The organism is Tenacibaculum sp. A30 (assembly GCF_051200845.1).
Lineage (GTDB): Bacteria > Bacteroidota > Bacteroidia > Flavobacteriales > Flavobacteriaceae > Polaribacter.
In genome coordinates, this window is sequence record NZ_CP195160.1 from 1,065,475 (window position 1) to 1,081,417 (window position 15,943).

Below are 15,943 nucleotides of genomic sequence, written 5' to 3' on the forward strand. Positions count from 1 at the left end.
CAAACTAACCTTAATTACTATGAAACATTATTACAATTTGTTACTTACGGTCATGTTATCTATATTTTGTACACTACAGTCTTTAGCACAAAATACAGGAGATATCGCTTTTATTGCATTTAATACGGATGGAGATGATGATTTTGCTATTGTTGTTTTAAATGACATTCCTGCTAAAACCACAATATTCTTTTCTGATGATGAATTAAATGGAGCTGGTGGATTTGTTGATTTTAATGAAGGAAACTTGGAATGGAATACCGGTGGGGCAGTAATTTCAGCTGGAACTGTAGTTACATTTACAGATACTGACAGCTCTATAAACCCTGGATTTGGTTCTTCTATAGGATCCTTATCATCAGCAGGTGCTGGAGGCACTTTAAATTTAGCTGCTAGTGGTGATGCTTTATTTGCTTATTTAGGTACTGTTGAAGCACCAACTATATTTTTAGCAGGTATTCAAAATGAAGCGGGTAACTACGGTGATTTAACTGGTAGTGGCTTAACTGAAGGAAGTACTTTTATTAACCTCTTTGAGACAGGAAATCCCGACGGGGGTAAATACATTGGGCCAAGAACAGGTTTAGGTGCTTATAGTGCCTATCTTACTGAAATAGCCAATATTACTAATTGGTTAATTGACATCGATAATGGCGAAAATCTTCTTCCACTTGATAATACAGCTTTTAAAGTTACACCTATTTGGACTGGCGCAACTAATAACGATTGGAATACAGCTTCAAACTGGGATTACAATGTTGTTCCTCCTAACAATGCAGATATAACTATTCCTTCTGGGTTAGAGAACTATCCAACTGCCTCGTCAGCGTTAACCTTTAATTCATTAACAATTAATAGTGGAGCTTCTTTTATACCACAAAGTACTGTTACTGGTACTGTAACTTATAAAAGAAGTTTACCAACTACATTATGGTACTTGGTATCACCTCCTGTTGCTGGTGAAACTATAGAGGATATTATTGCAAACCATACATTAGCTTCTGGTAATGGTGGCAATTTAGGGTTAGCTCCTTATAGCAATATTACTGGATCAGCGTGGTTATATGTGCAAAGTGGTAATACTGGAACAATAACTAATGGAACAGGTCTCTCTATTAAATTAGCTACTCCTGGAGAGGTTTCAATCAGTGGAACAGCTAATACTTCTAATATTGCTAAAGCTATTTCTACAGGTAGTAGAACTAATTACAATCTTGTAGGAAATCCATATACAGCCTATATTAACTCTGCTAGCTTTACAGCTTCAAACTCATCTATACTTACTAGTGAGACCATTTGGTTATGGAATGGTACGCAATACACTACCCGAAATGCAGTTAACCCAATTGAAATTGCTCCAGGGCAAGCATTCTTTGTAGAAGCCGCGGCAAGCAACAATGTTATCTTTGCTTTTTCAAACCAAAGTCATCAAAATTCAGATACATTCATGAAACAGGAACCTATTCCTTCAATTGAGTTATCTGTTAACAATAACGAAATCAAGAGATCTACACAAGTTTTTTATGTTTCTGGAAAAACTACTGGATATGATAGAAGTTATGACTCGAAAATGTTTGGAGAAGATACTTCTGGCTTAGCTGTATTTACTGAGCTACTCACCAATAATCAAGGAAAACAATTAGCTATTCAAACATTACCCAATAATGATTATGAAAAGATGATTATTCCCATTGGTTTAAGAGCTAATGCTGGTGAAGAAATAACTTTTTCTGTGAATTTTGAAAACTTACCAGATAACCTTAAAGTATATTTAGAAGATAAAAACAATAACACTTTCATTAATTTATCTGAAAAGAACTATACTACTACGCTTAGTAAAAATTCTAATAGTACAGGACAGTTCTACCTACACACAAGTGCTAAAAACTTAAATTTAAACCTACCTAATGAAACAAAAGGTATAGAATTATTTAAAGCTAAAAACAGTCAAGTCATTATTGTTAAAGGGCTTCAAAATCAAAAAGCTACTTTAAAAATGTTCTCTTTATCAGGTAAACAAGTTTTTAATACCACTTTTAACTCCAATGGTTATACTGAAATTTCAACACCAAAACTAGCTTCAGGTGTTTACCTTGTTGAGTTAGTTTCAGATTCTATAAAAACGAATGCTAAAATTATTTTAGACTAAAAAATTAAGAATTATGAAAAAACAAACTAAACATAACAATAAAGAAATAACTAGAAAAGAAGCTTTAAAGAAGATAGGAACCTACAGTAAATATACTGCTTTAACGGCTTTAGGAACCTATATGATTTTAAATCCGCAAAAAGCTCAGGCGTCAAGCCCTGAAAACCCAGGAGATGACTTTTAAGATTCAAAAAGAATTAAAAAAACCTCCAGAAGTTCTCGAGGTTTTTAATATTTTCATGAATATATGACCACAAAAAATCTCGAAAACAAACAGATTATTTGGTTTCAAGACAACAATGAATATCTTGTTGTAGCTCCTTTAGTTGCTGAAACCCTTTCTCTTTTAAACAAAAAAATTAACAAAGAAGAAATTGTTTCTAAAATAACTAAACAAGTTAATATTCCTAACAAAGAAGCCTTTAGTTTAGTTCAGGATATTGAAGTGCTACTTAACACTTCAAAAAAAACACCTGGAAATAATCAAACTCTTTTAGTACAGAAACCACAGGTATTTCATTCAATAAAATATTATAAAATAAACGGATTCTATTTTCAAGTAAAATTTGCTTCTGATATAGAAACCTCTTTAGTGCATCCAAAATTTGCTCACTTAGAAACTGAAAAAACGAATGGTATCGATTATCTTTTTGAAGTTTTTAGTGATTATAATGCTATTTCTTTTTCTATAGATGGTTTGCACATCGGTACTTGGAACTTGAATGAAGTACATTTTTTTCAAGGAAAATTTTCAATGGAGTTAGTACAGAAAATATATCAAAGAAATGAAGATGAATGGATAGGTACTTTTCACGCATCTGCAGTTAGCGATAACAATAATACTATTCTGTTTTTAGGAGATTCTGGCAATGGAAAAAGTACCTCTTTAGCATTATTACAAGCTAATGGTTTCAATTGTTTAGCGGATGATTTTGTTCCTATTGACACATCTTTATTGGCACACAGTTTTCCTGCTGCTATCTCAATAAAAAAAAATAGTTTGGAGACATTACTTCCAATTTATCCAGAATTGAAAACATCTGCTGAATATCATTTTAAAAAACTTAATAAAATTGTTCGGTACTTACCTACCAACAACAAAAATTACTCTTTAAAACTTCCTTGTAAAGCCTTGGTCTTTATCAAGTATCAAAAAAATAGTGATTTAATCATTAATAAAATTTCAAACATTACAGCTTTTGAACAATTAGTACCTGATTCGTGGTTATCTCCCCTCCCTGAAAATGCTAAACTTTTTTTAGATTGGTTTGAAAAGTTACCATGTTATCAGCTAACTTATTCGGATAATGAAAAAATGATTTCAACTGTTAAAAAAATATTTGCTGATGACTTATAAAGAGGCTTTATTATTTATTGGTAAGTGTCTAACTATTACTTACGAAAAAACGAATAGGGATTTAGTTGAAGAAAAAATTAAATCGGATTTGGTTGACTGGAACGCTGTAGTTAAAGTAAGTACAACCCACTATGTTTTCCCAGCATTATATTGCAATTTAAAACGAGCTGATTTTTTACACTACTTACCTACTGATTTAGTCGAATATATGAAACATATTACTGATTTAAACAGGGAGCGAAATCAGCAAATTATAAAAGAAGCTAAGGAAATTAATGAACTTTTACTATCAAACAATATCAATCCCATTTTTTTAAAAGGAACGAGTAATTTATTAGAAGGGCTTTATGAAGATACCGCTGAAAGAATGGTAGGCGATATTGATTTTTTAGTTGATAAAAACCATATTGAAACTACTCTTAATATCCTAAAAAAATATGGCTATACTGACAAAGTTTCTGAGCTTTTTGATGATCACAGGCATATACCTAGAATTACACATCCTGAAAAAATTGGAGCTATTGAAATTCATAAAAACATGTTACGAAAAGAAAAAGCTACATTTTTCAACTACAGAACTGTTAAAGACTCTCTGTTTACAACTAATAACATCACCCTTTTATCAATTGAAAATCAAATCAAACTAACTGTATTTTCTAAATTGATTAATGATAATGCTTACTTTCTTAAAAGCATCAACTTAAGAGGTGCTTATGATGTTTTCCTTCAAGGAAATAAACTAAAATCTGAAACTATAATTACAGACACAAACCTATCTAAAGAATTAAATGGTGGTTTAGATTTATACAGTTTTATTTTATCTAAACCACAGAACCTACAATACACTTCAGACAACAAAAGTCAGCAATACATTAAAGATTGTTTACAAAGCTTAACACCAAACAGCTATACCAAAATCAAGAAAAAGATGTTAAGCTTCTACTTAAAATTATTATCTAGAGTTCAAATTTTATTCAAAGCCCTATTTAATAAATCTTATTTTTTATTTGTTTACTCTAAAATAACAGATGTTAATTGGCTAAAAAGAAAGTTTGGTTTTAAACCAAACTCTTAACCTCATCAAAATCGAGTCCTCCGTAATTACCAGAGCTCATCAATAACAAAGCAGTATTCTCCAGGTTTTGACTGAATAAAAACTCTTTAAACTCTTGCGGATTCGTATAGATAATCAGATCATCTCGCTCAAAAGCATTGGCAATTTGTGCTGTTGAAACTTCTTCTAGCTGTTTAATTTTTACTGCGTGGGGAGAATAAAAAACTACTGCCTTATCAGCTTTATCTAAAGCGCCTTTGTATTCTGACAAAAACTCAGCATTTAAGCTCGAATAAGTATGTAATTCTAAACATGCTAACAAAGTTCTATTTGAATATTGATTCTTAACCGCAGCTGTAGTTGCTGCTACTTTAGATGGTGAATGTGCAAAATCTTTAAACACTACTGAAGAAGAATTTTCAGCAATCTTTTCTAAACGTTTGCTTGCTCCTTTAAAACTAGCAATTGCTTCATAAAACTCATCTTCATCTATTCCCATGTGTTGACAAATCCACTTTGCCCCAGCTAAGTTTTGTAAATTATGATCTCCAAAAATTTCTAACGGTAAATCTCCCTCAGACGTTTCTAAATAAGTAGTTCCGTTATCAATAAAATAATCGGGAGTATCGTATGGATACTTCTTTATCGGATGAGTTGAACTTTCTACCACTTCTTTTAAAATGGCATCTTCCTCATTATATACCATGATTCCTCCATTTGTTAAAGAGTCAGTAAAAATCTTGAACTGTTCTACATAGTTTTCAAATGTTGGAAACACATTGATATGATCCCACGCAATTCCACTTAACAACGCAATATTAGGTTTGTATAAATGAAACTTCGGACGCATATCTATCGGCGAACTCAAATATTCATCTCCTTCTAACACAATAAATTCATTTTCCTCTGTCAAATGCACCATCGTATCAAAGCCTTCTAATTGTGCTCCCACCATATAATCTACTTCTCTTTCATGATAATTCAACACATGTAAAATCATAGAAGTTATGGTTGTTTTTCCATGTGAACCACCAATAACTACACGAGTTTTATCTTTAGATTGTTCATATAAAAACTCTGGATACGAATAAATCTTCACTCCTAATTCTTGCGCTTTCAACAACTCTGGGTTGTCTTTTTTTGCATGCATTCCTAAAATTATAGCATCTAAATCGGTAGTAATTTTTTCTGGAAACCAACCAAATTCTTCTGGCAACAACCCTTTATTTGCTAAACGAGTTTTTGATGGATCGTGAATTGTATCATCACTTCCTGTTATTTGGTATCCTTTTTGTTGTAAAGCAATGGCTAAATTATGCATTGCACTACCACCTATGGCTATAAAATGAATTCTCATGTAGTAAATTATCTGTAATGTATAAAAACCCAAAAATACAAAACCAAGTAAGAATTTTAAGTATCTTTAAATATTAAACTCATTGAAAAGTTGCACACACTCACTCAAATACTATTATTACAAACTTTAACTTGTAATAAATCGTCTTTTTTGGTGTTTTGTATCTATAAATGAAAAAATCGTGTTATGAAAAAATTGACTTCTATTTTGCTACTAATTTTATTTTCAACCATAGTAAACGCCCAAGAAAATTATAAAGATTTATGGGAAAAAGTCCATCAATTTGAGTTAGATAATCTACCAAAATCAGCTTTAAAAGTTGTTGAAAGTATTTATGAAAAGGCAGAAAAAAGTAACAACTCACCTCAAATTATAAAATCGCTATTTTATAAAAGTAAATATTCATTGACTTTGGAGGAAGACGCGCAATTGAAAATTATCAATCAATTCAAACAACAAATTGATAAAAGTAATTTTCCTACCAAGAATGTACTCGAAAATATTTTAGCTAACTTGTATTGGCAATACTTCAATCAAAACAGATGGAAGTTTTACAATCGAACACAAACGGAGCAAAAAGTTGATGGAAACGATTTTAGAACATGGGATTTAGACACACTTTTTACTGAAATTCACTGTCATTATCAAAATTCTTTACAAAATGAAACACTACTCCAAAAAGTAGACATATATGAGTTTGGAGAAATTATCCACGCTGTTAAAGATTCTAAAAAATTTCGTCCTGCTCTATTCGATTTTTTAGCGCATAATGCTTTAGAGTTTTATAAAACTACAGAAACCAGCATTACAAAACCTACCTATCAATTTAAAATTAATGAAGCAAAATATATTAGTGATGTTAAAACATTTTCAAACCTAAAACTCACTACAAAAGATGATTCATCACTACAATTCAATGCTTTAAAAATTTATCAAAACCTACTTTCTTTTCATTTAAAAAACAACAATCTAGAAGCTTTGGTTGACGCCGATATACAACGACTTCATTTTGTAAATCAGCATGCTACTTTTAGCAACAAACAAGAGTTGTTGCTACAAACCTTAAAAACACCAGTAAACAACTATAAAAACAACGAAGTAAGTGGTTTGTATCAATATGAAATTGCTAGAATTTATAATCAACAAGCAACCTCATATCAAGCTAATAAAAATGAAGATTTTCGTTTTAAAAATAGAGATGCTTTAGCTATTTGTAATAAAGTAATTGAACAATTTCCTGAAAGTATTGCTGCAAAAAAATGTAAAACTTTACAGCAACAAATCAAATTAGAATCATTAACTCTTCTTTCAGAAAAATTTGTTCCAATAAACAAGCCTTCAAGAATATTAGTTACTTACAATAACATTGATAAACTGCATTTTAGTGCTTATAAAATCACCACTAAACAGTTAGAAGAGCTTCAAAAAATTTATAAAGACGAAGATAAAATCAACTTTATAAAAAAGCTACAAAAAACTACTTCTTGGAATAGTGCTTTACGAAACGAAAAAGATTATTTACAGCACACGACTGAAGTTGTTGTTCCAAAGTTAACTCAGGGAAATTATTTAATCGTAGCTCATAAAAATACCATTTTTAATACTTCTGACCTATACGCTACCGCCAACTTACAAGTAACCAATCTAGTATTGGTTGAAAACAACAATAACGGTATCAGAACCTACCAAGTGGTAGATAGAAACACAGGAAAACCAATTAAAAATGCTGAATTATTATTACAAAACAAGCAACGTAGACACGGAAAATCAATTCATAAAAAATTAACAACCGATAAAAATGGTTTTGCTAGTTATAAAAGTAATGACAACTTTAGCAATGTATATATTACGGTAACTACAAAAGATGATTCTGCTATTTTTGGGAATTACTACCTATACAAATATCATGAAACATCTAATATTGATGAAGAAGAGGAAGATATAAATATCAAACCTTTTATTTTTACGGATAGAAGCATTTATCGCCCAGGTCAAACGGTATATTTTAAAGCTATTTTTATTCAGCAAAAAGGAGAAACTTCAAAACCTTTCTCTAATGAATATGTACAAATCACACTAAACGATGTGAATGGTCAAGAAGTAAAAACATTAGACCTTAAATTAAACGAATATGGTTCTGCTTCTGGAGAGTTTATACTCCCTAACAACGGATTAACTGGCGAATATTCATTTTCTATTGATGAAAGTGAAAAACGAGAAAGTAAATTTTATAACAATGCATATTTTTCTTTTACCCAAGAAGAATACATTACTCCTATTTCAGTTGAAGAATACAAACGACCAAAGTTTAAAACTGAGTTTAAACCTATTACTAAAACTTATAAGGTAAACGACAGCATTACAGTACACGGATTCGCCAAAGCATTTTCTGGAACAAACATTACCGATGCTAAAGTAGTATATCGAGTGCATCGTAAAGTGCAATATCCTAATTGGTGGTATTGGCGTAGACCTCAACTTATTTCAGAAGCACAAGAAATTACGCATGGAGAATTGACAACTGATGCCCAAGGAAACTTTTCAATCACTTTTAAAGCACTTCCTGATGAAAGTGTAGACAAAAAAAATCTTCCTGTTTTTGAATATGAAATCACTGCTGATGTTACCGATATTAATGGCGAAACTCGTTCTGCCACTTCTATCGTAAAAGTTGGATATCATTCATTGCTTGCTTCAATAGTAGCTCCTTCAATAATAGATAAATCGAACAAAGAAACTACTATTGAAATCTCTAGTAAAAATTTGAATGGAGAGTTCGTTCCTGCAGAAGGAAGTATTAAAATATACAAACTACAAGCTCCTAAAAGTCCGTTACGTAACAGACCTTGGAATATCCCTGATTATCAAGATATTTCAGAAGCTGATTTTAGAAAGTTGTTTCCACACGATGCTTATACCAAAGAAGAAGAAAATCCTGAAACTTGGAAACAAGGTACACTGGTTTTTGAACAAGCTTTTGATACGCAAAAATCAAAAGAAATTATCTTAAAAAATTATTCAAAATGGATTTCTGGAAAGTATGTTATCATATTAAACTCTAGAGATAAATTTGGACAAGTTGTTACCGATAAAACTCGTTTTACATTAACAAATAGAGTTGAGAAAAGTGTAACTGATAATCAGTTATTTGTTTACAACACAGACAAACCGAGTTACAAATCTGGTGATAATGTTGAATTACAAATTGGTTCTGCTTCAAAAGATGTAACTGTGGTTATTCAAATAGAAAAGAACCATAAAATTGTAAAAACAAAACTTGTTCATTTAAACAATAATTTAAAAACAATCAAAATTCCAGTTAACAAAGAAGATGTTGGTGGGTTTGCCATCAAATATTACTTTGTGAATTACAACAGTTTTTTAAGCGGAACGATTCCTATTTCTGTACCAAACAAACAAGAAACAATTACCATTGAAACCAATACATTTAGAGATAAACTACAACCTGGAGCTGAAGAAACTTGGAGTTTTACCATAAAAAATGATAAAAACAACAAAGTAGCTGCAGAAGTTTTAGCGAGTATGTACGATGCTTCTTTAGATGAATTCAAAGCACATAATTGGCAATTTAATCCAATTACAACTTCAACCTATTATTCTTACGGCAGCAATGCAAATGCTTACCAAAGTTTTGGCAATGAACATTTCAGAATTTTTAATGTAAATTACCCTAACAGGCATTATTCAACTCAACAATACGATCGCTTAAATTGGTTTGGATTTAGCTTCGGAAGAAACAGAAACATTCTTTTAAGAGGCGCTGTAAATACTACCAGAAAGTTAGAAGTTGTTGAAAACAACATGAGACCTAAAGAAGTATATAATGACGATGAAATGTTTTTTCCTCAAAACGCTTCTATCTCCCCACCTCCAATTAGTTCTTCAATCAAAAATAATATTGAAGAAAAAATCTCTTCGGAAGGAGTTCAAATTCGTAAAAACCTTCAAGAAACAGCTTTTTTCTATCCGCATTTAACTACTGATAAAAATGGAGATGTAACCTTTAGCTTCACTACTCCTGAATCGTTAACACGATGGAAATTACAATTACTAGCACATACTAAGGAGGTACAATCAGCTACAAAAACATTAACTACCGTTACTCAAAAAGAGTTAATGGTGATACCGAATGCACCACGATTTTTAAGAGTAAGCGATCAAATTACTTTTAGTACTAAAATTGCCAACATATCTGATAAAAATTTAGAAGGAACAGCGCAACTTATACTAACCGATGCAATTACTGGAAAGGAAATCAACTTGTTAAGTAACTCTTCTAAAAATCAGTCTTTCAGTATTGATTCTAACGGAAACACACAAGTTTCTTGGAATTTGGCTATTCCAGATACCTATCAAGCAATTCAATATAAAGTAATTGCCAAGGCAGGAGATTTTTCTGATGGAGAACAAAATGTACTGCCTGTTTTATCAAACAGAATGTTGGTTACAGAAACCTTACCTATGTGGATTCGTTCTAATGAAACTAAAACATTCACGTTAGATAAACTAAAAAATCAGACTTCGACTACGCTCAGTCACCATAAATTAACGTTAGAAGTTACCTCTAACCCTGCTTGGTATGCTGTGCAAGCTTTACCTTATTTAATGGAATATCCATACGAATGCAGTGAACAAACCTTTGCTCGTTATTATGCAAATACCTTGGCGAGTCATATTGCAAATTCAAATCCGAGGATTCAAGAAGTATTCAACTCGTGGAAATCTTCGGATGCTTTGCTAAGTAACCTTGAAAAAAACCAAGAATTAAAATCGTTGATTATTCAAGAAACTCCTTGGTTACGTGACGCACAATCAGAAACAGAACAAAAGAAACGAATTGCTTTGTTATTCGATTTGAATAAAATGAAAAACGAACAACAAAAAGCTGTTAACAAGCTTACAGAAATACAGCTAAACAATGGCGGATTCCCTTGGTTTAAAGGAAGCGATTATCCGAATGCTTTTATTACCAATCACATTGCTACAGGATTCGGACATTTACAAAAATTGGGAGTAGTTGACGTTGACAATTCAACTACAGCTATGGTTCAAAAATCAGTTCACTTTTTAGATCTAGAAATTGAAGAAGTTTACAAAAAGCTATTAGAAAATGCTGAACGTATTAAAGCTGAAAAAGGGCAAAAAAAATACGAAGAGTACTTAGAAAAAAACCACCTGAGTTATTTTATCATTCAATATTTATACATGCGTTCTTTTTATAAAGACATTAACATGAGTGATAAAACCAAAGTTGCTGTTGAATACTATAAAAATCAAACAAAAAACTATTGGAAAGAATTCAATTTATACGGAAAAGGACAAATCACATTACTTCAATTTAGAAGTGGAAATACTTCCGTAGCTAATAAAATCATAGCTTCTTTGAAAGAAAATAGTATTACTTCAGAAGAATTAGGAATGTACTGGAAAGAAAACAAACCTAGTTGGTATTGGTATCAAGCACCTATTGAAACTCAAGCTTTATTAATCGAAGCTTTTTCAGAAATTGAAAACAACACAGAAACAATTGATAACTTAAAAATCTGGTTATTAAAAAACAAGCAAACCAATCGTTGGAAAACTACCAAAGCAACTACCGAAGCTGTATATGCTTTATTATTACAAGGTAGCGATTGGATTTCAGTAACCGATATGGTTGATATAACTATTGGAAATAAAGCTATCAATCCGACTCAGTTGGAAAATACTAAAATTGAAGCTGGAACAGGCTATTTTAAAACCTCTTGGAATGGTTCTGAAATTACTCCTGAAATGAGTACAGTAAGCATCACTAAAAAAGGAAAAGGTATTGCTTGGGGTGGCTTATATTGGCAGTATTTTGAAGATTTAGATAAAATTACCTCTGTTAAAAATCCGTTAAACTTGAATAAGAAATTATTCAAAAAAATTAACACTAACACAGGAAAAAAGCTACAAGAAATCACCAAAGAAACCCAGCTAGAAATTGGAGACTTAATAACTGTTAGAATAGAGCTTCGTTCAGATAGAAATATGGAATTTGTACACATGAAAGATATGCGAGCTAGTGGAGTTGAACCAATTAACGTATTATCACAATACAAATGGCAAGATGGTTTGGGCTATTATGAAAGCACAAAAGATGCTGCAACAAATTTCTTTTTTGATCGTTTACCTAAAGGTGTATATGTTTTTGAATACGATGTTCGTGTGAATAACGCAGGTAATTTCAGCAACGGAATTACCACTATTCAGAGCATGTATGCACCTGAGTTTAGTAGTCATTCAAAAGGAAATAGATTACTAATTAAATAAATTAGGCTATATTAGCATAGACATAACACTAAATTAAAAATTATGAAAAAAATCTTTTTATTCATTGGTTTTTTAACCCTTTCGTTTTTTACAGCAAATGCCCAAGAAATTTCTGACAATGCTATTGGTCTTCGTTTAGGAGATAACGATGGTTTTGGTGCTGAAATTTCTTACCAACGTAAATTAAGCGATAACAACCGTTTAGAAATCGACTTAGGACTAAGAAATGGTAGCAACTATGACGGATTCAAGGCTACAGGTTTATACCAATGGGTATGGCAATTAGAAAACAACTTTAACTGGTATGCTGGTGCTGGTGGAGGTCTTGGTCATTGGAATGATAAAAATTCAGATTTTTCAGAAACTTATCTTTTTGTTTCTGGTGTTATCGGTATTGAATATAATTTTGATATTCCATTATTGATTTCTTTAGATTTTAGACCTGACATAGGATTCGGTGATCGCTATAAAAATTTCAATTCTGATTTTGGATTAGGTATCCGTTACCAATTCTAAGCCCCCAAATCAGACAATAATATAAACCCTCCAAAGTAACTTTTGGAGGGTTTCTTTTTTATTATTTTTCTTTTTTTGGCGGATAATTACTCAATATTTTCTGTATTAGTTTTTGATAATACGCTCTCCTTTCTTCAGGTGAGGTTTTCTCGTTTAGTTCGCTATTTGCTTTTCCTTGCCATATTAGTTGATTTTTTTCACTTTCAACAAAATCTATCGTTACTTGCTGATTAATCTTTCTACTTTCAATAGGAATTCCTCCTGAAATTCCAAATCCTACGTTTCTACCTCCACTACCAATTCCAATTCCTATTCTGTTTCTATTTACAGATGCTTGCTCATTAGATATTATGTTTATGTACAAATCTGGAGTTTCTGCCAATCGCATTCCTTTTGCTTCCAAAGCTGTTTGCAATTCATATTCTACTCTATTTCTATCTAATTCATTCAAGCCTTTTCCTGCATCTTCAAAAAAATTGAATGTTTTATAGTCATTAAAATTAACTTGACTATCATAATCGTACACTACTTTAGAAGATGTACACCCTATAAAAAGCAGTAAAAAAAGGTATTGATAATATTTCATAAATGATGTTTTTAAGTTTAACCTAACAAGAATTGTACCTTATAAAAATACAAAAAAGCCTCGTACAAACGAGGCTTTTCATAGGTTAGCTAGTTGATTTTTATTGAATTGCTTTTAAAGAGTCAATATTTCCATACCCAAACTCTGAATGTTTGTTTGAGTAAAATCAGTAAATTCCTTTATTCCATCACTACCCTAGTAGGAGTATCTTTTCCTTCAATAATGCTTTGAGTTCCTCTAGCCACTGCTTTAACTGTTTCTGTTAATACAGTCATGTTTAACGTTTCTGCCTCATCAGTTACCTTATGGTAATCAGCATCTACATCTATAGGTGTTGTTGAGAATGTATGAGACGGCACACCTAAACGAGCTAATGATGCGTTATCTGACCTTAAAAATAATTGAAATTTTGGATACGGATCTGGAAATAACTGATACCCTGAACCTTCTAAATTCTTTTGAATAATTCTTCCGAAATCAGATTTATCAAACCCTGTTAACCATGCTGTTTTTGGTCCTGTTTTTGGTTGTTTTCCTATCATTTCTAAATTGATTCCTGCGACGAATTTCTCTGCGTCAATTCCTTTTCCAAAATACTCAGATCCTACCAAGCCCATTTCTTCCGCAGTAAAACATACAAACAAAATACTACGTTCATTTATTTCGTTTTTTGCAAAATATTCTGCCAATGCTAGCACGCCGGTTACTCCTGAAGCATCATCGTTTGCTCCGTTAAAAATACGATCACCTTCTCCGTCTTCTTTCATCCCTAAATGATCGTGATGTGCAGATACTATAACAAACTCGTCTTTTTTAGATTTACCTTCTAATAAACCTATTATATTACTCATCTTAATACCCTTGTATTCAAAATTTTGACGATATGTAGTTAGTGTATCGAAAGTTTTTAAACCAATTCTTTTGTATTCATTTTCTATATACTGAGTTGCTTTTTCCATTCCCTCAGTCCCAGGCTTTCTACCTTCCATTTCATCTGAAGCAAGTGTATATAAGTGTTTTCTTACTAAAACAGAATCAATTATCTCTTCTTTGTTCTCTTTTTTCTGAGCTACCTCAACAGTATTGACAGCTAATTCGTTACTAGTTTTTTTAGTTTGCTTGCACGATACTAAAACTGCTACACTTACAAATGCTAATGGATATAAAAATTTTTTCATTCTTTATTTATTTAAAAGCCTAAATATAGCTAATTTAATTTCGTGTTTTTAAATTGTTAATTTTACAGGCACAATTTTTGTGCAGTACCTTTGTTTATCTGATATATGAAGCGACTTTTTTTTCTTTTCTTTTTATTGAATTGGGCTGTAAACGCCCAAGATTTTTCTTTGATAGAAGAAAAAGTAATTAACTATCCTAAATTAACAACTGCCGAAAATTTAGCGAAAAGAATAGCTAAAGATTTTCATTCTAAAGAATTACAAGTGAAAGCCGCCTTTTATTGGCTTTCTCACAATATCAAATATGATTTAGAAGGATATTACAATCCGAGGCAAAAAAGAATTTCTTTCAAATATAAAAACGAACAAGAAAAATTAGAAAAGCTTCAAGCCATAAAAGATGAAATTGTAAACGAAACCTTATCAAATCGAAAAGCACTTTGCGAAGGTTATGCGCAAACTCTAGCTAAAATCTATTCTTTATTACAAATAGAAAATGAAGTTATTAAAGGGTATGTTAGAAATTCATCAAACGATATAGCCAATCCTAAAAGTAATTCTAATCACGCTTGGAACGCTGTTAAATTGAATAATAATTGGGTTTATATTGATGCTACTTGGGCTGCAGGTATGGTTAACAATGGTAGCTGGCAACAACTATTTAACTCGTATTACTACAACATACCTAAAGAACAGTATTTTAAAACACATTACCCTGAAAACAAACTTTGGCAATTAAGAGTTGGTAGAATGGAAAAGGATGATTTTTACAATCAACCAATTTATAGTTCAGCTTTTTTGCAATCTAACCTACAATTGATTTCTCCTAAAAAAGGAACCTTAAATGGTTCAACTCCCATAGAAATTAAACTTAAAAATTTAAGTGAGAATCAAACTATATTTTTGGGTTATAGTGGGTATCGCTATGCTGTAAAACCAGATAAAGTAGTAACTAAAAATAACATTACTACCATTACAACATTACCGCCAAAAAACAGCAAACAGGTATATTTAATTATTGATAAGGAGGTGATGCTTGAGTTTTTGTTTCAATAATTATTTCTTCCAAAAGCCTTTATGATTGTGCTTCGTCACTTCTTCAACTACTTGAAGAAAAATTTCTTCATCAACATCTTCAACAGAAGTATAACGAAGTGATTTCACAACAGTTCTACCTTCAGAAACTAAATACGTTTCAAAATCTTGTAAAATACCTTTTGCCCAAAAACCTACATCTACAAACCCTTTTTTATGAGAGGCATTTAAATAACAAAGTTGATGTCCGTTTACATAATACACAGGCATTTTCCACTTGTATTTTAGCTCTACATCAGTACAATTATTCTCTATCAACAGTTGTAAATGCAATAAAATAGACTTGAAAGGTTCTGGTTGTTTGAGTATATGTTCTTCTGCTGGTTTCATGTTCTA

11 protein-coding genes are annotated in these 15,943 nt (G+C 31.4%); 7 read left to right on the forward strand and 4 right to left on the reverse strand.

Annotated features, from left to right (window positions below; translation table 11 throughout):
- The first annotated feature begins 19 nt into the window (after positions 1–19).
- The 4 genes from ACR9ES_RS05115 to ACR9ES_RS05130 all read left to right on the forward strand — a co-directional run bounded on the left by ACR9ES_RS05115 (position 20) and on the right by ACR9ES_RS05130 (position 4,581).
- Entirely contained in the window at positions 20–2,149 is a 2,130-nt protein-coding gene (locus tag ACR9ES_RS05115) for a T9SS type A sorting domain-containing protein (protein WP_435255335.1), read from the forward strand.
- 13 nt (positions 2,150–2,162) lie between these two features.
- Positions 2,163–2,333: a hypothetical protein gene (locus ACR9ES_RS05120; RefSeq protein ID WP_435255336.1), complete on the forward strand. Its 171-nt coding sequence runs from the start codon at positions 2,163–2,165 to the stop codon at positions 2,331–2,333.
- 63 nt (positions 2,334–2,396) lie between these two features.
- On the forward strand, positions 2,397–3,506 hold the full coding sequence (locus ACR9ES_RS05125) for a hypothetical protein (protein ID WP_435255337.1): 1,110 nt from the start codon (positions 2,397–2,399) through the stop codon (positions 3,504–3,506).
- Positions 3,496–4,581, forward strand: coding sequence for a nucleotidyltransferase family protein (locus ACR9ES_RS05130; RefSeq protein WP_435255338.1), 1,086 nt, complete (start codon positions 3,496–3,498; stop codon positions 4,579–4,581). The genes ACR9ES_RS05125 and ACR9ES_RS05130 overlap by 11 nt, the downstream gene beginning before the upstream one ends.
- Here ACR9ES_RS05130 and ACR9ES_RS05135 read toward each other — a convergent pair.
- Complete coding sequence (locus ACR9ES_RS05135) at positions 4,565–5,917, reverse strand: UDP-N-acetylmuramate--L-alanine ligase (RefSeq protein ID WP_435255339.1); 1,353 nt, start codon at positions 5,915–5,917, stop codon at positions 4,565–4,567. The two genes, ACR9ES_RS05130 and ACR9ES_RS05135, sit on opposite strands and share 17 nt — an antisense overlap.
- Before the next feature lie 186 nt (positions 5,918–6,103).
- Between ACR9ES_RS05135 and ACR9ES_RS05140 the strand changes: the two genes are divergently transcribed.
- Positions 6,104–12,232 carry an alpha-2-macroglobulin family protein gene (locus ACR9ES_RS05140; RefSeq protein ID WP_435255340.1) on the forward strand — a complete coding sequence of 2,043 codons (6,129 nt, stop codon included), beginning with the start codon at positions 6,104–6,106 and terminating at the stop codon, positions 12,230–12,232.
- Positions 12,233–12,274: 42 nt separating this feature from the next.
- Positions 12,275–12,748 carry a hypothetical protein gene (locus ACR9ES_RS05145; protein ID WP_435255341.1) on the forward strand — a complete coding sequence of 158 codons (474 nt, stop codon included), beginning with the start codon at positions 12,275–12,277 and terminating at the stop codon, positions 12,746–12,748.
- Between the two features lie 61 nt (positions 12,749–12,809).
- Here ACR9ES_RS05145 and ACR9ES_RS05150 read toward each other — a convergent pair whose 3' ends face one another.
- Positions 12,810–13,334, reverse strand: a complete 525-nt coding sequence (locus ACR9ES_RS05150) for a DUF4136 domain-containing protein (RefSeq protein ID WP_435255342.1) — start codon at positions 13,332–13,334, stop codon at positions 12,810–12,812.
- 179 nt (positions 13,335–13,513) lie between these two features.
- A complete protein-coding gene (locus tag ACR9ES_RS05155; RefSeq protein WP_435255343.1) occupies positions 13,514–14,512 on the reverse strand; it encodes a M28 family peptidase in 999 nt (332 codons plus the stop codon).
- Between the two features lie 105 nt (positions 14,513–14,617).
- On the opposite strand from ACR9ES_RS05155, the gene ACR9ES_RS05160 reads away from it, so the two are divergent.
- Positions 14,618–15,568 carry a transglutaminase domain-containing protein gene (locus tag ACR9ES_RS05160; RefSeq protein WP_435255344.1) on the forward strand — a complete coding sequence of 317 codons (951 nt, stop codon included), beginning with the start codon at positions 14,618–14,620 and terminating at the stop codon, positions 15,566–15,568.
- Here ACR9ES_RS05160 and ACR9ES_RS05165 read toward each other — a convergent pair whose 3' ends face one another.
- Positions 15,569–15,937, reverse strand: coding sequence for a DUF1801 domain-containing protein (locus tag ACR9ES_RS05165; protein ID WP_435255345.1), 369 nt, complete (start codon positions 15,935–15,937; stop codon positions 15,569–15,571).
- Positions 15,938–15,943: the final 6 nt, after the last annotated feature.